At 65.3% G+C, this 19,111-nt stretch carries 13 protein-coding genes; 11 read left to right on the forward strand and 2 right to left on the reverse strand.

Translation table 11 applies throughout. The features are described 5' to 3' along the window. Positions 1 to 30: 30 nt before the first annotated feature. From ACYQ01_RS06090 to ACYQ01_RS06105, 4 genes are all read left to right on the forward strand, one after another. The gene (locus ACYQ01_RS06090; RefSeq protein ID WP_459932937.1) at positions 31 to 2,568 is read left to right on the forward strand and encodes a TIGR03960 family B12-binding radical SAM protein; all 2,538 of its coding nucleotides are present in this window, start codon (positions 31 to 33) and stop codon (positions 2,566 to 2,568) included. 494 nt (positions 2,569 to 3,062) lie between these two features. After that, positions 3,063 to 4,019 (forward strand): phosphate/phosphite/phosphonate ABC transporter substrate-binding protein, encoded by a 957-nt coding sequence (locus ACYQ01_RS06095; protein ID WP_459932938.1) that lies wholly within the window; start codon positions 3,063 to 3,065, stop codon positions 4,017 to 4,019. Beyond that, on the forward strand, positions 4,016 to 6,658 hold the full coding sequence (locus tag ACYQ01_RS06100) for a PAS domain S-box protein (protein ID WP_459932939.1): 2,643 nt from the start codon (positions 4,016 to 4,018) through the stop codon (positions 6,656 to 6,658). The genes ACYQ01_RS06095 and ACYQ01_RS06100 overlap by 4 nt, the downstream gene beginning before the upstream one ends. A gap of 156 nt (positions 6,659 to 6,814) precedes the next feature. Next, complete coding sequence (locus tag ACYQ01_RS06105) at positions 6,815 to 9,550, forward strand: M16 family metallopeptidase (protein ID WP_459932940.1); 2,736 nt, start codon at positions 6,815 to 6,817, stop codon at positions 9,548 to 9,550. Between the two features lie 414 nt (positions 9,551 to 9,964). On the opposite strand, the gene ACYQ01_RS06110 is transcribed toward ACYQ01_RS06105, so the two are convergent. Further along, positions 9,965 to 10,915 carry an FAD-dependent oxidoreductase gene (locus tag ACYQ01_RS06110; RefSeq protein ID WP_459932941.1) on the reverse strand — a complete coding sequence of 317 codons (951 nt, stop codon included), beginning with the start codon at positions 10,913 to 10,915 and terminating at the stop codon, positions 9,965 to 9,967. A gap of 83 nt (positions 10,916 to 10,998) precedes the next feature. Next, entirely contained in the window at positions 10,999 to 11,967 is a 969-nt protein-coding gene (locus tag ACYQ01_RS06115) for a YbgA family protein (protein ID WP_459932942.1), read from the reverse strand. Between the two features lie 106 nt (positions 11,968 to 12,073). On the opposite strand from ACYQ01_RS06115, the gene ACYQ01_RS06120 reads away from it, so the two are divergent. The 7 genes from ACYQ01_RS06120 to leuB all read left to right on the forward strand — a co-directional run bounded on the left by ACYQ01_RS06120 (position 12,074) and on the right by leuB (position 19,018). Beyond that, entirely contained in the window at positions 12,074 to 12,703 is a 630-nt protein-coding gene (locus ACYQ01_RS06120) for an HAD family hydrolase (RefSeq protein ID WP_459932943.1), read from the forward strand. Positions 12,704 to 12,705: 2 nt separating this feature from the next. Next, the gene (locus tag ACYQ01_RS06125) at positions 12,706 to 13,347 is read left to right on the forward strand and encodes a phosphatidylserine decarboxylase family protein (RefSeq protein ID WP_459932944.1); all 642 of its coding nucleotides are present in this window, start codon (positions 12,706 to 12,708) and stop codon (positions 13,345 to 13,347) included. Positions 13,348 to 13,418: 71 nt separating this feature from the next. Then, entirely contained in the window at positions 13,419 to 14,183 is a 765-nt protein-coding gene (gene pssA / locus ACYQ01_RS06130; RefSeq protein WP_459932945.1) for a CDP-diacylglycerol--serine O-phosphatidyltransferase, read from the forward strand. Between the two features lie 113 nt (positions 14,184 to 14,296). Next, complete coding sequence (locus ACYQ01_RS06135) at positions 14,297 to 15,832, forward strand: 2-isopropylmalate synthase (protein ID WP_459932946.1); 1,536 nt, start codon at positions 14,297 to 14,299, stop codon at positions 15,830 to 15,832. Continuing rightward, positions 15,817 to 17,076: a 3-isopropylmalate dehydratase large subunit gene (gene leuC, locus ACYQ01_RS06140; protein ID WP_459932947.1), complete on the forward strand. Its 1,260-nt coding sequence runs from the start codon at positions 15,817 to 15,819 to the stop codon at positions 17,074 to 17,076. Before ACYQ01_RS06135 ends, leuC begins: the two co-directional genes overlap by 16 nt. Positions 17,077 to 17,298: 222 nt before the next feature. After that, on the forward strand, positions 17,299 to 17,787 hold the full coding sequence (locus ACYQ01_RS06145) for a 3-isopropylmalate dehydratase small subunit (protein ID WP_459932948.1): 489 nt from the start codon (positions 17,299 to 17,301) through the stop codon (positions 17,785 to 17,787). Between the two features lie 178 nt (positions 17,788 to 17,965). Next, positions 17,966 to 19,018, forward strand: a complete 1,053-nt coding sequence (leuB, locus tag ACYQ01_RS06150; RefSeq protein WP_459933895.1) for a 3-isopropylmalate dehydrogenase — start codon at positions 17,966 to 17,968, stop codon at positions 19,016 to 19,018. Positions 19,019 to 19,111: the final 93 nt, after the last annotated feature.

Raw genomic sequence — 19,111 nt, forward strand, 5'->3', positions numbered from 1 at the left:
GGGCAACGTCAGACTCCAGCGAGCCTTTCCATGCGCAAGATTCTCCGCCTGCTTCCCAAGCCCAGCCATTTCGCCGGAGCCGAATGGGGCGCGCCCAGCAAAGACCCGGCCACCCTTTCCGTCCGAGTGGCCCTGGCCTTCCCCGATCTGTACGAAGTCGGCATGTCCTACCTGGGACAAAAAATCCTGGCCGAGGCCGTGAACAGGCACGAGCGATTCTTCGCCGAACGGGTCTACGCCGTTCCCGAAGAGGCCGCCCGCGTGCTGGCCGAGCACGACGAGCCCCTGTGCACCCTGGAGACCGACACGCCCCTTGGCGACATGGACGTGCTGGCCTTTCACCTGACCCACGAGCTCTGCTACACCAACGTGCTGTCCATGCTGGACCAGGCCGGCCTGCCCCTGCGCGCCGCCGACCGGGGCCTCGAACACCCCCTGGTGCTGGGCGGAGGCGGATGCGCCTTCAACGCCGAGCCCCTGACCCCCTTTCTCGACGCCCTGGTGTTGGGCGACGGCGAAGAAGTCCTGCCCGCGCTCCTGGAGATCGTGGAACGGGCCAAGGAAGAAGGCCTCTCCCGCCAGGAGCTTTTGCGCCGCTTCACCCGCGTCACCGGCGTCTACGTGCCCAGCTTTTTCGAGGACGGCCAACCCCTGGACCCCGGCTACACCCAGGTGGAAAAAGCCGTGGTGGCGGACTTGAGCACCGTGGCCTTTCCCATTTTGTCGCCGGTGTCCTGCGGTCAGGCCGTGCACGACCGCCTGAGCCTGGAAATCGCCCGGGGATGCACCCGGGGCTGCCGGTTCTGCCAGGCGGGCATGATCTACCGCCCGGTGCGCGAACGCGGGCTCAAGGAGCTCGACCATCTGGCCGCCGAGGGCTTGGCCGCCACCGGGTACGAGGAACTTTCGTTCCTGTCGCTGTCCACCGGCGACTTCTCCGCCCTGGAGACCCTTTTCGAACAAAGCGCCGGCCGCTGCCTGGAAAACCAGGTGGCCATCAGCCTTCCCTCGCTCCGGGCCGGCACCCTCACCCCGCGCATGCTCACCCTCATGAGCCGGCTGCGGCGCACCGGGGCCACCGTGGCTCCCGAAGCCGGCAGCGCCCGACTGCGCTCGGTCATCAACAAGGGCATCACCGAAGAGGACGTGCTCAGCCACGCCTCCAGGCTTTTCGAAGCCGGATGGCAGGCCATCAAACTCTATTTCATGATCGGCCTGCCCACCGAAACCGACCACGATTTGGAAGCCATAGCCGACCTGGCCGTGAAGGTCCTGCGCTTGGCTCCCCAGGGGACCAAGCGGCTCCAGGTCACGGTGGCGCTCTCCACCTTCGTGCCCAAGCCCCACACCCCGTTCCAGTGGGAAGAACAAATCAGCCGGGCCGAGACCGAACGCCGCCTGGGATTGGTGCGCGGGCTGCTGTCGCGCCACAAAAAGATCACCATGCGCTGGCACGACCCGCGCATGAGCTGGCTCGAAGGCGTGTTTTCACGCGGGGACCGGGCCCTGGCCCCGGTGGTGGAACGGGCCTATCGCCTCGGGGCGCTGTTTTGCAGTTGGGTGGACAAACTCGATCTGGACCCCTGGATGCGGGCCTTCGAGGAATGCGGCGTCGACCCCGACGCCTACCTGGCCGCGCGCCACACCGATCATCACCTGCCCTGGGAACATCTTTTGAGCGGCGTCTCCCGGGCGTTTCTGCTTCAGGAACGCCACCGCGGGCTGGCCGGCAAGAGCACGCCCGACTGCCGGTACGGCTCCTGCCTGCGCTGCGGAGCCTGTTCCATGCTCTGCGAAGACCCGGAACTCACCACGCCCGATTTGTCGCCCAAGCTCAACCGCCGCGAGCCGGAGTGGAAATTCGGATTCGCCGTCACCCCCCCCCTGGCCGCTCCCGGCGCGCCGCCCGCCCCGCGCGAGGAAATCACCCACCGGGCCGCCCACTTTCGGGTCTGGTACGCCAAGACGGGACCGGCCGCCTTTCTCAGCCAACTCGAACTGGCCAACGTGCTGGAACGCTCCCTGCGCCGGGCCGGGCTCAAGCCCTCGTTTTCCGCCGGATACCACCCCCTGCCGCTCATCGGATTCGGATGGGCCTTGCCCGTCGGCGTGGAAAGCCGGCAGGAATGGTTCGCCCTTTTCCTGCGCGAGGCCGTAAGCAACGAGGAACTCATCCGGCGGCTGGGACCGGCCCTGCCCCAGGGGCTCACCGCCCTGCGCGCCGAGACCCTGGGCATGGGACGCAAGGTGCCCCAACCCGTGGCCGAGCGCTTTCTGCTGCGCTTTCTGACCGCGCCGGACGAAATCCAAACCCGGCTGGCCCAATGGCGCGACCTCATGGACCGCGAGAGCTTCCCCTGGTTCAGCCAGACCAAGCGCGGCTCCCGAACCGTGGATATCCGCCCCATGGTGCTCGAAGCGTCACCCGAAGGGCCGGACGCCCTGGAAATCGTGTTCGATTGGTCCGAAAACCGGTACGTGAGCCCCCTCAAGCTGGTGGGAGCGGTCAATCCGGGCATCGCGGCCACGGACTACAGCCTGACCAAGCTGGCCCAGATGTTCTCCTGACGCGCGGGCAAGCCCGCCCCGCCGCACCGTCGGCCGGCCCGCGCCCGGGAGCCGGCCGGGCGTTTTGGCGTGGTAAACGAAAAAAAATGTTTTGGCGCCGTGTACACATTGATCGTTAAAACCTGACAAAATTCCGCGCCTCCAGTCCGGTTTTCGCCGCGGCGTCCAGGACAACACTCCTTTGCCAAGAAACCGCAACGCGGCCCTGAAGCGGGCGTTTCCGCACCACCTGCGTCAGCAACTGTGATAATTATTCATCTTTAATCAGGGGCGCATGGCAGCAACGGAAGACCCGTTGCCAGGCCACGGAAACGAATGTCACCCCTTTCCTGACGGAAAACCGCTTTCGACCGCGTCAAGAATTCGCTATACACGTTCGTCTTCGTCGGTTCAAAGCGGCCGGGCAACCACCGAGCGCCGCTGTTGAACGCAAAAACCGACATCGACGACGCGACGAAAACCCGTGCGGTTCGCGAACAAAGAGGCGCACCCTGGTGAAGCCACGCAACGCAAACGGACAAAACGCCTTCGAGGCCTTTCTGGAGTTGGGCAGGCTGGTGCTCCTGGCGATCCTGGCCGCCTCGCTCGCGGCCTGTTCGAATCCCGACTCCGACGACACTCCCCCGGCTTACGGTCCGGCTCCGCGATCGGGCCATGTCCGGTACCTGCTCGGGGTGCATCCCCTGCACAATCCCCAGAAGCTCCTGTCCCTGTACGGCCCCCTGGCGGACTCCCTGAACCGGGTCCTGGCCGGACGAAACATCTCCATCGTGCTGGAGGCCTCGCGCAGCTACGCTTCCTTCGAAGAAAAGCTGGCCCGCCGCAAGTTCGCCTTCATTTTGCCCAACCCCGCGCAGATGCTCAAGGCCAGCCGCTTCGGCTACCGGGTGGCGGCCAAGATGACGAACGACTCCCGCGGGGTGATTCTCGTGCCCAAGGACAACCCGTTGCGCACGCCCGCGGAACTCAAGGGCAAGACCGTGGCCTACCCCTCGCCCCTGGCCCTGGCCGGGGCCATGATGCCCCAGCTTTTCTTGACCGAAAACGGCCTGGGCTCCCTGGACGAGACCACCACCCTCTACGTGGGGTCGCAGGAGTCGGCCATCTTGTCCGTGCTGTCCGGGCGTTGCGACGCGGGCTGCGCCTGGCTCACCCCGTGGCGCATCTTTCAACGCGAACACCCCGCCCAGTCCGCCAAGCTGCGCGTAGCCTGGAAAACCCCCAGCCTGCCGGGAATTCCCCTGGGAGCGCGCGACGACGTGCCCGAATCCGTGGTGGCGACCGTGACCGACGCCCTGCTTTCCATGGCGGATGATCCCACGTGCCGTCCGATTCTGGACGCCCTCTCGACCCAGGGCTTCGAACCGGCCAGCCTGAAGACCTACGAACCCGTGCGGACTTTTTTGACGCGCTTTCAGGCCCACGTCCGCTCCGGAGGTCGACCGCAATGACGCATTCCCCGATCCGCGCCTTGAGTCTGTTCCTGGGAAAGTCCCTGCGGCGCAGGCTGGTGTTGTCCATGGCCCTGGTCAACGTGACGCTCATGGCCGGGTTCGCCGCCATGGTGGTGGGCGATGAGCGGGACTTCCTGCACAACCAGGCCATGGTCCAGGCGCAAAGCCTGGCCGACACCCTGGCCTCGGGCAGCGTCTCGTGGGTGCTCTCCGACGACATCGCCGGACTGGGTGAAATCGTCTCCAGCATGGCCAAGGCCATGCCCGACATCGAAAGCGTCATCGTCACGGACGCCCTGGGCCGCATTCTGGCTCACACCGAGGCGGGCCGGGTGGGTCTGAACCTTGTGGACCCCGCCAGTCGCGGCCTGCTGCGCGGGCCTGCGACCGGACGCGTGCTGTCGGTGACCGACTCCGTGGTGGACGTGGCCCGGCCGATCTTTTCCGGAGACAGGACGGTCGGCTGGATCCGGGTGCGCCTGAGCCTGGCCAAACACGCGCGCCTGGTGAGCCAAACCACCAGAGAGGGCATGCTCTACGCGCTGCTGGCCTTGGCCCTGGGCTCGGTCCTGGCCCTGTGGACGGCGGGAAGGCTGTCGCGCGGCCTGGAAAGCCTGGTGGAAGTCTCGGACCAGGTGCGCCGGGGCGTGCGCAACGTGCGGGCCGACGAGTCCCGCCTGGACGAGATCGGCAACCTGGGGCGCGGCTTCAACCTCATGCTCGACCAGGTGGAGGCCACGGAGCGTTCGCTCACGCAGACCCTGACCTGGAAGATGAAGGTGCTGGAAAACAACGCGGCCGGCATTCTGGTGGTGAGCGGGGAGCGCACCGTGGCCGAGGCCAACCCCCGGTTCTGCGCCATGCTCGGTTGCGGGCCGGACGAAATTCTCGGCCGGAGCACGGCCTCGCTGCACCTGAACCGGGACGCGTACGAGGAATTCGGCCGCACCGTGGCCCAGGCGGCCGGATTGCCCGAGCCGTTCACCCGGGAACTGCGGCTCAAGCGCAAGAACGGCTCGGTTTTCTGGTGCGAAGTCTCGGGCAGCGCCTTCGATCCGGCGGACCCGTCCAAGGGCCGCACCTGGATTCTCATCGACATCACCGACCGCAAGATCCAGGAGCAGGCCCTGCGCGAAAGCGAGGAAAAGTTCCGCACCGTGGCCGAACATACCTATGATTGGGAATACTGGACCGATCCCCAGGGCCGCTTTGTCTACTGTTCGCCCTCCTGTCTGCGGGTCACCGGCCACGGGGCCTGGGAATTTCTCGAACGGCCCGAACTCCTGGCGGAAATCATCCACCCCGAGGACCAGGACCTGTACCGCCGGCATGTGCAACACGTCCGGGACCCCCGAACGGACCAGCCCTTGACCCTGGAGTTTCGCATCCTGACCCCGCACGGCGAGGTGCGCACCATTTCCCACACCTGCGTGGCGGTTTCCCGCGACGACGAACGGTGGTGGGGCCGACGTTCGTGCAACCGCGACATCACCCTGGAGCGTCGCACCGCCGAACGCATCGAAAAACTCAACGCCTGCTTTCTGGCCTTCGGGCCGGACCCCGAAGCCAACATCCGCCTGCTGGTGGCGCTCGCGGGACAGTTCGTCGAGGCCACGTCGTCCCATTTCTTCAGGGGACAGCGTCGCCCCCTCGACCATGTGGCCGTCTGGTCCGGGGCGGACGGCGTGGTGCGCAATCCGCGCCCCGACTGCGACGTTGTCGGGTGCATGGAAGAGGTGTTGGACGACATGCACGGCGAATACTGCGAAAACGCAGTGGCCGGCGAGGGCCGGACCGAGGAATTCTACGTCTGCCAACGGGTCATCTGGGCCGGCGGGACCCTGGGCGGACTGTGCCTGCGCCTGCCTCAACGCCGCGAGCTGGACCCCTCCCAGCAACGATTCCTGGGCATTCTGGCCATGGCCATCGGCGTGGAGGAAGAACGCCGCCTCTCCCAAGCGGCCGTCACCGCCGCGCTGGAGGAAAAAAACATCCTCATCAAGGAAATCCATCACCGCGTGAAAAACAACATGCAGGTGATGTCGAGCCTCATCAGCTTGCAATGCGCCAATTTTCAGGACGAAAACTCCCTGGAACTCTTCAAGGAATGTGAATCGCGCATCCTGGCCATGGCCCTGGTGCACGAGGAACTCTATACCTCCGAAGACCTGGCCAACGTGGACTTCGCCCACTACGTGCGCCGGCTGACCGGCAAGCTGGTGAACGGCCTGACCTGCAATGACCGCGTCACCGTGCGCCTGTCGCTGGACCAGGTGTTCCTGCCCGTGGATATGTCCATTCCCTGCGGCCTGATCTTCAACGAACTCTTCACCAACGCCCTCAAGCACGCCTTTCCCGAAGGAAACCACGGCGCGGTCGACGTGCGCCTGTCCGCGCGCGACAACCAGGCCCGCCTCACCGTGCAAGACGACGGCGTGGGCCTGCCCGGCGATTTCGACCTGCACGCCGGAGCCACCCTGGGCCTGGAACTGGTGACCAGCCTGGCCGACCAACTGGGAGGCAGCGTCCATGCGGAACCGACCATACGCGGGGCCAGCCTGAACCTGACCTTCCCCCTGCGCGCGCCCAAAGGATGCGCCCCCCCGGTCTCCGCGTCCCACACGGCGCTCTCGTAACCGGCCGGCCCGGGCCATCGCATTGCCTGTTTGACACCGGCCCCAGTCTGGCGCAGTCTCCCGTACCGAACGCATCGGCAAGGACCGGCCGCACGCCGGCCGGCGCCCGGCTCCGGCATCAATGCCCATGCGACACTCAGCCAAACAGGAATCCCAATGATGAACCGCAGACTCCTGGCATATCTTCTGCTGTTGGTGGCCCTCATCGCGGGCTACTTCGTCAACGACCACATGCGCCGAAAAGCCGCCGCGCCGGCCCAGTCCGCCACGCGCGGCGAAACAGCCCAACCCGGCGGGGACAAGACGCCATCCGTCCCCGGACTGGACAACGGAAGGCTGCTGGTCAAACTGGCCAACGGTTTCACCGTGCTCGTGCAGGAGGACAAGCGCTTTCCCCTGGTGAGCGAACGGCTCTACGTGCGGGCCGGCTCCTCCTACGAAAAGCCGGGACAGGAAGGCATCAGCCACCTGCTCGAACACATGGTCTTCAACAGCACGACCAAACGCCCCAAGGGCGGCGTGGCCAAGGACGTGGAAACCGTGGGCGGCGACGTCAACGCGGCCACCAGCTTCGACTACACGGTCTACCTGGCCGACCTGCCCTCGGCCCACTGGGCGCTCGGCCTCGACATCTTCAAGGACATGACCTTTGGGGCCAAGTTCGATCCCCAGGAACTGGCCAATGAAAAAAAGGTGGTCATCTCCGAACTGGAAAAGGGACTCGACGAACCCGGGCGCCGTCTCTTTCAGATGAGCCAAGGCATGGCCTGGGAGGGCACTCCCTACAGCCATCCGGTCATCGGGTACAAAAACACCGTCGAGGCCGTGACCAGCCAAGACCTGCACGACTACGTGAACACCCTGTACCAGCCCCAGTCCATGGTGCTGGTGGTGGTGGGCGACGTGGACGCGGCCAAGGTGGTGGCCGAGGCCGAACGCCTCTACGGCTCCCTGAACGACAACCGACCGATCTATCCCCCCAATTTCCAGGACCGCTCCCCCGCCCAGAACGGTCCCAAAGGCCAGGGCGTCGGCGGCGACTGGAACAAATGCTACCTGCACCTGAGCTTTCCGACCGCGGGACTGCATTCGGCCAAGGACGCCCCCCTCGAAGTGCTGGCCGACCTGCTCGGCGGGGGCAAAACGTCCAAGCTCGAACGCAAGCTTCGCTATGAACTGCAACTCGCGGACTCCATCGACGTCAACTCCATCACCCTGGAGCGCGGAGGCATGCTCGTGGTGGACGCGGTGCTCTCCCCGGACAAGCTCGACGCCTTCTGGAAGGCCCTGACCCGGGAACTGGCCGGACTCAAGGCCGCCGACTTCACGGACCAGGAGATCGACCGGTCCAAGCTCAATATCGAAGACGCCATGTTCCGGGCCAAGGAAACCCTCAAGGGCTTGGCCACCAAGATCGGCTACTACCAGTTCTTCGGTTTCGGTCAGCAGGGCGAAACCAACTCGATCTATGAGGTGCGTTCCGTCGACCGGAACCAGCTTTCGGGACTTTTGGACCATTACGTCACGCCAGGCAACGCCAACCTGGCCCTGCTCATGCCCGGCAAGGACCAGGCAGCGGCCGAAACCAAGGCAAACGCCATGCTGGCCTCCCTGAAGGCCGACTGGCCCCAGCCCAAAACCCTCGGCCAGGACCAGGCCGAAGCCGGAAAGACCGGAGAGGCCGAAGTGGTGGATCTGGGCGGCGGACGCACCGTGGTGCTCCTGCCCGACTCGACCCTGCCCTACGCCTCGGTGAGCCTGACCTTCCGGGGAGGAGACGCCCTGCTCGAACCCAGCCAGCAAGGCCTGGGCGACCTGGCGGCCAAGGCCCTCACCCGGTCCACGGCCAAGCGCACGGCCCATCAGGTGGAAGACTTCCTGGCCGACCGGGCCTCGGCCATTTCGGCCCAGGAAGGCCGCGACACCTTTAGCCTCTCGGCCAAGTATCCGGCCCGGTTCGCCCCGGACGTTCTCGGGCTCTTGCAGGAAATCGCCCTGCAACCGGCGTTCGCGCCCGAAGAGTTCGCCAGGGCGCGCCAGATCCAGTTGGCCCAGATCGCCCAGACCAAAGACAACCCCACGGCCCTGGCCTTTCGCAACCTGTTCCCCTTCCTGATGCCGGGCAGCCACTACGGCTACTATCGCCAGGGCGTCCCGGCCCAGGTGGCGGCCTTCGCGCCCGACCAGGCCCGGGCCTTCTGGGACAAGCAGCGCCGTATGCCCTTCGTGCTGGCCGTGTGCGGGGAGTTCGACCGCCAGGCCGTGATCGCCCTGGCCAAACGCCTGGCCCAGGCCGGCACGCCCCTTACCGCCCCGCCCTACGAACCCGCGCCCTGGGGCAAGGAGCGGTCGAAACGCATCACCGCCGGCGAACGCAATCAGACGCACCTGTTCTGGGTGTTCCCCGTGCCGGGGCGCGACAGCCCCGATTCCCCCGCGCTGGAGCTCATCAAGACCGCCCTGGCCGGCCAGGGGGGCCTGCTTTTCACCGACCTGCGCGACCGCCAAGGCCTGGGCTACGTGGTCACGGCGTTTCTCTGGCAGGCCCCCAAGACGGGCTTTCTGGCCCTGTACATAGGCACCTATCCGGAAAAGGCCGAACAGGCCCGGCAGGGATTTGAAAAGGTGGCCGCCGAACTGACGGCCAAGGGCCTTCCCCAGGAGGAGATCGCCCGCGCCGTCAACGTGATGCAGGGAGACTACTACATCGAGCGCCAAAGCCTCTCCAGCCGCAGCCAGGAAGCCTCGTCGAACTTGGCCCTGGGTTCGCCCCTGGACTACGACCGCCAGTTGCTCGCCAAGGCCAAGACCCTCGGTCCGAAAGAGGTGGCCGACGCCGTGGCCAAGTACCTGGACCCCAACAAGGCCTATTGGCTGACGATAGCGCCTTAAGAGATGCGACAAACCGAGCTGTTCAGGGGCCGGGACCGGAAACGGTCTCGGCCCCTGATGTCTTCTGAGCAAAAGGGGGATGGCATGCAAGACATGGAGGCAAGCGTTGGCGACGTTTTCGCCGATCCCTGATTCGAGAATGCGGACGAACCCACCCGCAAAGAGCGTTTGCGCCCTCGCGCGGAGTGTCTAGTCCTTGAAAAATATGCGAGGCGCTTGCAAAAGTTGTCTTTTGAAATGCCTCCGCAGGCCCTAGGGACAAACCTTTTGGGAACCCCCTTCGGCTTCGCGCAGTCAGCGGCCACCGTGCTTTATTTTTTCAAAACCGCTTGCAGCCGTTTGGATGTTGCCGACCGCCAGTCGCCCTTGCGCCCTCTCGGGCCGCTGGAGGCGTCTTCCTCCTCCCCCCCCCTCTCACTCCTCCGGCCGCACCACCATCCGGACCACCTCTTCGGCGCAGCCCCAGGCCAGGGTCCAGCCCGCGCCGCCGTGGCCGTAGTTGTGAATGAGGCGGCGGCCGTCCGGCAGTCGATCCTCTTCCAGGCGCAATGCGTAACGGACCGGACACGGCGCGGCCCAGGCGTCCACGATGTCGGCTCCGGCCAGGGCCGGCTCCAGGGCCAGGGCGGTTCTGGCCACGTCGGCAAGCGTGGGCTCGTCGGGTTCATGGCGAACCACGCCGTCCTGTTCGCCGCCGATCACCAGCGGTCCGTCCGGCATGTCGACCACCAGAACCAAGCCGCCATCCCTCCCCAGGCTGGCAATGGCGCGCGCCGGACGGGCCATGGCCAGGCGCATGGCGTGACGGGTCAGGGGGCGAAGAAGGGGGTCGCGAGCGAGAAGACCGGCGCCCAGGCCGGCGCAGTTGACCACGATGCGCCCGTCCAGGGCCGACAGGTCCGTCACCTCGCCGACCTCCACCGCGCCGCCCTGGGTGCGAAAGGCGTCCAGCAGCGACAGGAGGTAACGTCCCGGCTCGATGACGGGCACGAGCGCCACCACGGCGTGCTCCGCGCCCTCGGGCAACTCCTCGGTCCGGGCCGCGCGCAGACGCTCCGGCCCCAAGCGGGAAGCCCACCAGGGAGGCGCGGAGGATTGGGTGACAACGGTCAGAGCGGCCTCGCGCACGGGGCTGTCTTCCTGGGGAGCCTGCATGGCGTAGACGGCAAGAGACCGCTCGGCCAGATCGAGCACGCGTTCGCTCGGCTCGGCCAAGTGCGGCAGCCACAGGGCCGCGGCCCGGTCGGAAACCGTTTGGGGAGGCAAGGCCCTGGCCGCGACCAGGACGGAAAAACCGAAGTTCTGCAGGGCCAAGGCGCAGGTAAGTCCGGCGACGCCCGCGCCTGCTATGGTGACGTCGTACACGTTCGCTCCGGAGGGGTTGTGTTCGCCATTTTCAAGGGCCGCCCAACCGGCGGCGGGCACTTTCACACGCGTTCGCATCGGCGTCAGACGTGGTTGCGCAGCTTGAGCTCCACGGGATGGGGATGCAAGTAGTATTGATCCAACAGATACTCCACGTTGTGCTTGCGGGCGTGATGGGCGCAAAGCGTCACCGGCACGATCAGGGGAACGAGCCCCCGGTGGTGCAGGTCGATGACCTCGGCCAATTCGGCCCGGTCCCCCTCGTCCGCCTTGCCCCGGAAATACCCGGCGATGTGTTGGAGCACGTTGGTGTGCTTGGCCGTTGTGGCCGGCTTGGCCAGGGAGGAAAGCAAAAGCGTTTGATACCGGCGGAGCAGTTCGTCCTCGGGCAGGGTTTTGGCCTCGGCCGTGAGCTTTCCCATGGCCCGCGCGTCGGCCGGAGCATGGCTCATGACCAACAGCTTGTGCGACGCCTGAAAGGCCATCAGGGCGCCGGGCAGGCGTCCCTCGGGCGTGTGGCGGTTTTCCAGCAGTCGACGCCAGCGGCGCATGACGAACAGGCGTTCGATAAAATTCTCGCGCAACTTGGGATCGTTCAGGCGTCCTTCCTCCTCCACGGGCAGCAGGGGAAAACGCTCCAGCAGCGGACGGGCGAAAAGCCCCACCCCCTTGAGCGCCGGCGAACCGCCCAGGAAAGGATGCACCTTGACCCTGGCCATGCCGCAAGACGGAGACCGGCTCTTGAGCACGTAGCCGCAGAGTTTTTCCCCGGCCAGCTCCTCCACGCGCCGAACGGCCCAGGCGGACAGGGTGTCGGTAAAGTCGCGACCGGTGGAGTTGCCCAAAAGGCGCGGAGCGCCCGGGTCGCCCATCAGGCGCATGGACTCGCGCGGCACGCCCAATCCGGCTTCCGTCTCGGGGCACACGGGAACGAAACGCACGTGGGGGGCAAGCTCTTCGGTAAGGAAGCGGTCGAGCTTGTGGCCGCCGTCATAGCGCACGGGCTGGCCGAGCAGGCAGGCGCTCACGCCGAGAACAATGGGTTCATCCATGGGAATCTCCTTTTCCGGCACGGAAACCGCCGCGCCTTGCAAAGGGTGGGGGAAGACGATACAGCCACTTCTCTTCATGCCAAACCAAAGCGAAGTAAAACGAAAAATGACCACCTGTTCCTACACCTGCGCCTTTTTCGACTACGGCGGCGTGTTGGCCGAAGAGGGATTCAAGCACACCCTGTTCGCCATGGCCGAACAAAACGGACATGATCCCTATACCTTGTGGATGACCTCCCTGAAACTGATCTGGGAGACGGGCTACGTCATGGGCAAGTGCGACGAATCCATGTTCTGGAGCCTGTTCAAGACCCGCACGGGCCTTTCCGGCGACGAAGCGGCCTGGCGCAAGGCCATGGAAGACGCCTTCGTGCTGCGTCCCTTCATGCTGGACGTGGTGGACCGGCTGCGTCGCCTCGGCGTGCGCACGGCCGTGCTTTCCGACCAGACCGACTGGCTGGCCGCTCTGGACGCCCGGCAAGGCTTTTCGAAACACTTCGAAAAGGTCTTCAACAGCTACCACTACGGCGTCACCAAGCAGGAGTTGGCCTTTTTCCGCACCGCCCTTTCCGAGATGGGGGTCACGGCCCGCGAGTCGCTCTTCGTGGACGACAACGCCGGCAACGTCGAACGCGCCCGGTCGCTCGGGATCACGGCCATACTCTACGAAACCCGAGAGGGCTTCGAACGCGATCTGGCCGAAATCTGTCCGGCCGTCGTCGCGAAAGGACGTTGACCATGCGCACGCCGAGCTTCTCCCTGTGCCGCGAGGGCCTGCCCGCCATCACGCTGACCCTGGCCGCCACGCTGTGCTTCGCCCTCCTGGGCTGGGGCATTCCGGCCGTGCTGGCCCTTGTCGCCCTGGCGCTTACGCTCAACTTCTTTCGCGACCCTGAACGGGTGGCCCCGCACGAGCCCGACCTTGCCGTGGCCCCGGCCGACGGACGGGTGGTGAAGATCGCCCAGGTCCAGGACCCCATGGGGGACGAGGTGCGCACGGTGGTGTGCATTTTCATGAACCTTCTCGACGTGCACGTGAACCGCTCCCCCGTGGCGGGCCGCCTGCTCGCACGGCGCTACTGGCCGGGAACGTTCGTGAACGCCAGCCTGGACAAGGCCTCCACGGACAACGAGCGTCTGGCCGTGCGCATCCAGGGTGACGACGGCGGGCAGTGGACCGTGGTGCAGATCGCCGGCCTTTTGGCCCGGCGCATCGTGCTCTGGGGCGACGTGGGCGACCGCCTGGACCGGGGACAGCGTTACGGGATGATCAAATTCGGGTCACGCCTTGACGTCTACCTGCCGAAGGACTATCGTCCAGCCTTAGAGGTAGGCACAAAAACCCGGGCCGGACAGACCGTCATCGCCCGCAAGGCCTGATCGCAAGGCTTTCGGAAAAGCGCCGCCTGGCCGTTTCACCACGAACGGCTCACACAACCGCAAGGCCAACCATGGAAAAATCGGTCCGGAAATCACCCGCCAGAGGGGTGTACATTCTGCCCAACCTGCTCACCACCGCGAGCCTGTTCTCGGGGTTTCTGGGCATTTTATGGGCTATTTCCGGCGATTTCGAAAACACCGCTCTGGCCATTCTGGTCAGTTGCCTGTTCGACGGGCTCGACGGCAAGGTGGCCCGGCTCACGGGAACCAGTTCCGAATTCGGCGTGCAGCTCGACTCCCTGGCCGATCTGGTCGCTTTTGGCGTCACACCGGCCATCATGGTCTATCAATGGCAACTCAAGGACCTGGGACACCTGGGTCTGATGGCCGCCTTTCTGCTGGTGGCCTGCGGAGCCCTGCGCCTGGCCCGGTTCAACGTGCTGACCACGGCCGCGCCCAACAAGAAATTCTTCCTGGGATTGCCCATCCCCGCACAGGCCTGCACGCTGGCCACCTTCTACCTGTTCGTCCAGTTCATGCCCTCCGGCGTGGCCTCCCTGGCCCCCAAGGTCTGCCTGGCCATGGTCTATGTGCTGTCGTTTCTCATGGTCAGCCGGGTGCGCTATTCGTCCTTCAAAGAGTACGGCTTCATCAAGGCCCACCCCTTCAGCGTGATGGTCACCGCCATCCTGATTTTCGTGCTGGTGGCCTCTCAGCCCAAGATTTTGGGCTTCCTCGTCTTCGCCGGGTACATCATCTCCGGCCCCGTCTACACCTACATCATCCTTCCCCGCCGCTCCAGCCAGCTACGGGAGCCCACCTCGGAGCTCTCGTAATCGGTTTACACCCTCTTCGCGCTTAAACAGCCTATTGTCATCGGACCCCGTCTCGGCTAACCGAGGCGTTTCCGAACGGTATCAACGCTTTTCACACTTCGCGGAGGAACGACATGTCCGAGCGCGTCTTCATATTCGACACCACGTTACGCGACGGCGAACAGTCCCCTGGGGCCACCATGAACCAGAAGGAAAAGATCCGACTGGCCAGACAGCTGGAATCCCTGGGCGTGGACATCATCGAAGCTGGCTTTCCGGCGTCGAGCGAGGGAGATTTCCGCTCCGTCCAGGCCATCGCCGAGGCCGTGGGCAACGTGCAGGTGGCCGCCCTGACCCGGGCCATGCCCGACGAGGTCACCCGCTGTTACGAAGCCCTCAAAAACGCGAAAAATCCCCGCATCCATACCTTTCTGGCCACCTCCGACCTGCACATGCGCGAAAAGCTGGGCAAGACTCCGCAAGAAGTCATGGACATGGCCATAGCCGCGGTCAGCAGGGCCAAGAGCCATACGCAAAACGTCCAGTTTTCCTGCGAGGACGCCTCGCGCTCCAACCGGGAATTCCTGGTCCGGGTGGTGGAAAACGTCATCGACGCCGGCGCGACCACGGTGAACATCCCCGACACCGTGGGCTACGCCCAGCCGCAAGAGTTCTACGACCTCATCAAATACCTGCTGGCCAACGTCAAAAACGCCGACAAGGCCGTGTTCGCCATCCACTGCCACAACGACCTGGGCCTGGGCACGGCCAACACCCTGGCCGCCCTCTCCGCCGGAGCCCGCCAGGCCGAAGTCACCCTGAACGGCATCGGCGAGCGCGCCGGCAACGCCGCCCTGGAAGAGGTGGTCATGGCCCTGCGCACCCGAAGCAACCTCTATCAGTTGGAAACCAACATCAAGAGCGAGCAGATATATCCCTCGTGCCGCCTGCTCTCCATGATCATCGGCCAGCCCATACCGCCCAACAAGGCCATCATCGGCGGCAACGCCTTCGCCCACGAGTCGGGCATCCATCAGGCCGGCGTGCTCAAGTGCCCAGAGACATACGAGATCATGACCCCGCAGTCCGTGGGCCGCACCGGCAACGACATGGTGCTGGGCAAGCACTCGGGCAAGAACGCGGTCAAGGCCAGACTGGACGAGATGGGCTTCATGCTGACCAACGAACAGGTCGACGTGGTCACCGAAGCGGTCAAGGCCCTGGCCGACAAGAAAAAGGAAGTCCTGGCCGAAGACCTGGAAGCCGTGGTGCTCGAACAGGTGTTTCGCTTACCGGACAAGTACAAGCTCAAGTATCTGTCCGTGTTGTCGGGCAACATGGCCATGCCCCCCACCGCCGCCCTGGTCATGGAGGCCGACGGCGAGGAGGTCAAGCTCTCCAGCTTCGGCGTGGGACCCGTGGACGCCATCTTCAACACCATAAGCCAGTTGACGGGACGCAACCCGTCGCTGTTGCAGTACGCGGTCAACGCCATCACCGGCGGAACGGACGCCCAGGGCGAGGTGGTCGTACGTCTGGAGGAGGGCGGGAAAAAGGCCGTCGGACGCGCTTCCGACGCCGACGTCATGGTGGCCAGCGCCAAGGCCTTCATCAACGCCCTCAACCGCTTGGCGAAAAAGGAGGAAGAAAAGGAATGCGACAGAGTTTAGCCCACAAGATTCTCCAACGCCATACGGACCAGGAAATCACCCAGGACGGCCAGATCGTCTCCTGCCGCGTGAGCATGGTCCTGGCCAACGACATCACCGCCCCCCTGGCCATCAAGAGCTTCGGCGAAATGGGCGCGACCAAGGTCTTCGACAAAGACAAGATCGCCCTGGTCTGCGACCACTTCACGCCCAACAAGGACATCGCCTCGGCCGAACAGGTCAAGGTCGTGCGCGATTTCGCCCACGCCATGGGCGTGACCCACTACTACGAAGGCGGCGATGTGGGCGTTGAGCACGCCCTGCTGCCCGAGCTGGGACTGGTGGGACCGGGCGACGTGGTGCTCGGGGCCGACTCCCATACCTGCACCTACGGCGGCCTGGGCGCATTCGCCACGGGCGTGGGCTCCACAGACGTGGCCGGGGCCATGGTCCTGGGCGAAACCTGGTTCAAGGTTCCCCCCACCATCCGCGTGGTGCTCGACGGCAAGCTGCCCGAATGGGTGGTCGGCAAGGACCTGATCCTGGAACTCATCGGACGCATCGGCGTTTCCGGCGCGCTCTACAAGGCCCTGGAGTTCGTGGGCCCCGTGGCCGAAGCCCTGTCCATCGAAGCCAGGCTGTGCATGGCCAACATGGCCATCGAAGCCGGCGGCAAGGCCGGACTCTTCGCCGCCGACGCCAAGACCCTGGAGTACACCAAAAACGCCGGCCGCACGGGCGACGCGGAGCTCCACCCCGACGCCGACGCGCACTACGAAAGCGAAGTGGTCATCGACTGCTCCAAGCTCACTCCGCGCGTCTCCTGCCCGCACTCGCCCGACAACGTCAAACCCGTGGACGACCTGGCCGGCACGCGTATCGACCAGGCGGTCATCGGGTCCTGCACCAACGGCCGCATCGAAGACCTGCGCCAGGCCGCGGCCGTGCTCAAGGGCAAGAAAGTGCCCAAGAGCGTGCGCTGCATCGTGCTGCCCGCCACCCCGGGCATCTGGCGCCAGGCCCTCAAGGAAGGCCTGATCGAAACCTTCATGGACGCCGGCTGCGTGGTCGGACCCGCCACCTGCGGCCCCTGTCTGGGCGGCCACATGGGCATCCTGGCCGGAGGCGAACGCGCCATTTCCACCACCAACCGCAACTTCCGCGGGCGCATGGGCTCCCTGGAAAGCGAAGTTTTCCTGGCCAGCCCCGCCGTGGCCGCCGCCTCGGCCCTGGCCGGGGAGATCAAGCATCCGGGCAAAGTGTAATATTGGGAGAGGAGAAGAACCGGGGGGAAGCCTTTTGTTCACAAAAGGTTTCCCCCCGGACCCCCCTTCCAAAAAACTTTAAGGGGCTTCGCCGACGAGCGCCGGCAAGAAGGTCGGTGAACGGCAAGTCCCATGACGAGGGGGTCCGGGGGAAATCATTTCCCCCGGTGGGGGTTCGGGGGCGACGCCCCCGATCTGAAACTCCCCTCAGGGAGAACGTAGATGAAAGGTAAAGCCCACAAGGTCGGGGCGCATATCGACACCGACGCCATCATCCCGGCCCGGTTCCTGGTCACCACCGACACCGCCGAGCTCGGGGCCAACTGCATGGAAGGCTTGGAAGCCGGCTGGGTCAAGCGGGTGAAACCCGGCGACATCATGGTGGCCGGCGAAAACTTCGGCTGCGGCTCCTCGCGCGAGCACGCGCCCCTGGCCATCATCGGCGCGGGCATGCCCGTGGTCATCGCCCACAGCTTCGCCCGCATTTTCTACCGCAACGGCTTCAACATGGGCCTCATCCTGCTCGAAGCCGGCGACGACGTGAACAAGATTGGCGACGGCGACGAAATCGAAGTGGACACCGCCACCGGCAAGGTCACCAACCTCACCACCGGCGTCAGCTTCATGACCCAGGCCGTGCCCCCCTTCATGCAGAGCATTCTCGATAAGGGCGGACTGGTCGGCTATGTGAAAAACCGCCTGCAGGCCTGAAAACGAAAACCCCCAAAGGGAAGACGGCTTCGAAAACAGCGAGCCTCATGCCCGGCGCGTCCGTTTCCCCGGCTTCCGGGCGAAGCGGACGCGCTGACGACACACGCCGCTCCGCGCCGTCTTCCAGGATCATGAGCCAAGAGCAAAGGAGACCGGAGTGAACATTCGCGTGACCATCATGCCCGGCGACGGCATCGGACCGGAAATCATGGCCGAGGCGGAAAAGATACTCGCCAAGGTGGGCCAGAAATTCGGCCACACCTTCGCCACCTCGCGCGCCCTCATCGGCGGATCGGCCATCGACGCCCAGAACACCCCCCTGCCCCAGGCCACCATCGACGCCTGCCTGGCCGCCGACGCCGTGCTGCTGGGCGCGGTGGGCGGCCCCAAGTGGGACAACGTGGACAAGTCCATCCGCCCGGAAAAGGGTCTGCTCGGCATCCGCAAGGCCATGGGCCTCTTCGCCAACCTGCGTCCGGCCAAGCTCTTCGATGAGCTCAAGGCCGCCTGCTGCCTGCGCGAAGACCTCATCGGCGACGGACTCGACGTCATGGTGGTGCGCGAACTCACCGGCGGAGCCTACTTCGGCGAACCCCGGGGCGAGGAAGTGCGCGGCGGCGAACGCGTGGGCATAAACACCATGATCTACTCCGAGTCCGAGATCCGGCGCATCGCCAAGGTGGCCTTCGAAGTGGCCCAAAAGCGCGGCAAAAAGGTCTGCTCCGTGGACAAGGCCAACGTGCTCGAAGTCTCCCAGCTCTGGCGCGAAATCGTCATCGACACCGCCAAGGACTATCCCGACGTCGAGCTTTCCCACATGTACGTGGACAACGCCGCCATGCAGCTCGTGCGCAATCCCGGACAGTTCGACACCATCGTCACCGAAAACCTCTTCGGCGACATTCTCTCCGACGAAGCCTCCATCATCACCGGCTCCATCGGCATGTTGCCCTCGGCCTCGCTCGGCGCTTCCGGGCCCGCGCTCTTCGAGCCCATTCACGGCTCCGCCCCGGACATCGCCGGACAGGACAAGGCCAACCCCCTGGGCACCATCCTCTCCGTGGCCATGATGCTGCGCTACTCCTTCAACCTGGCCGCCGAAGCCGACGCCATCGAAAACGCCGTGGCCGACGTGCTCAAGGCCGGCTTCCGCACCGGCGACATCATGGAGCCCGGCAAGACCCTGGTGGGCTGCGTGAAGATGGGCGACTTGGTGGCGGAACGGTTGTAGAGAAATACTCGCAAACAGCTCGAAAATCGGGGGGAGCTTCTCGCGCGGTCGCGAGAGGCTCCCCCCGAACGCATTGCACGCATCCAGACGCGA

The sequence above is a fragment of the Fundidesulfovibrio butyratiphilus genome (genome assembly GCF_054657235.1).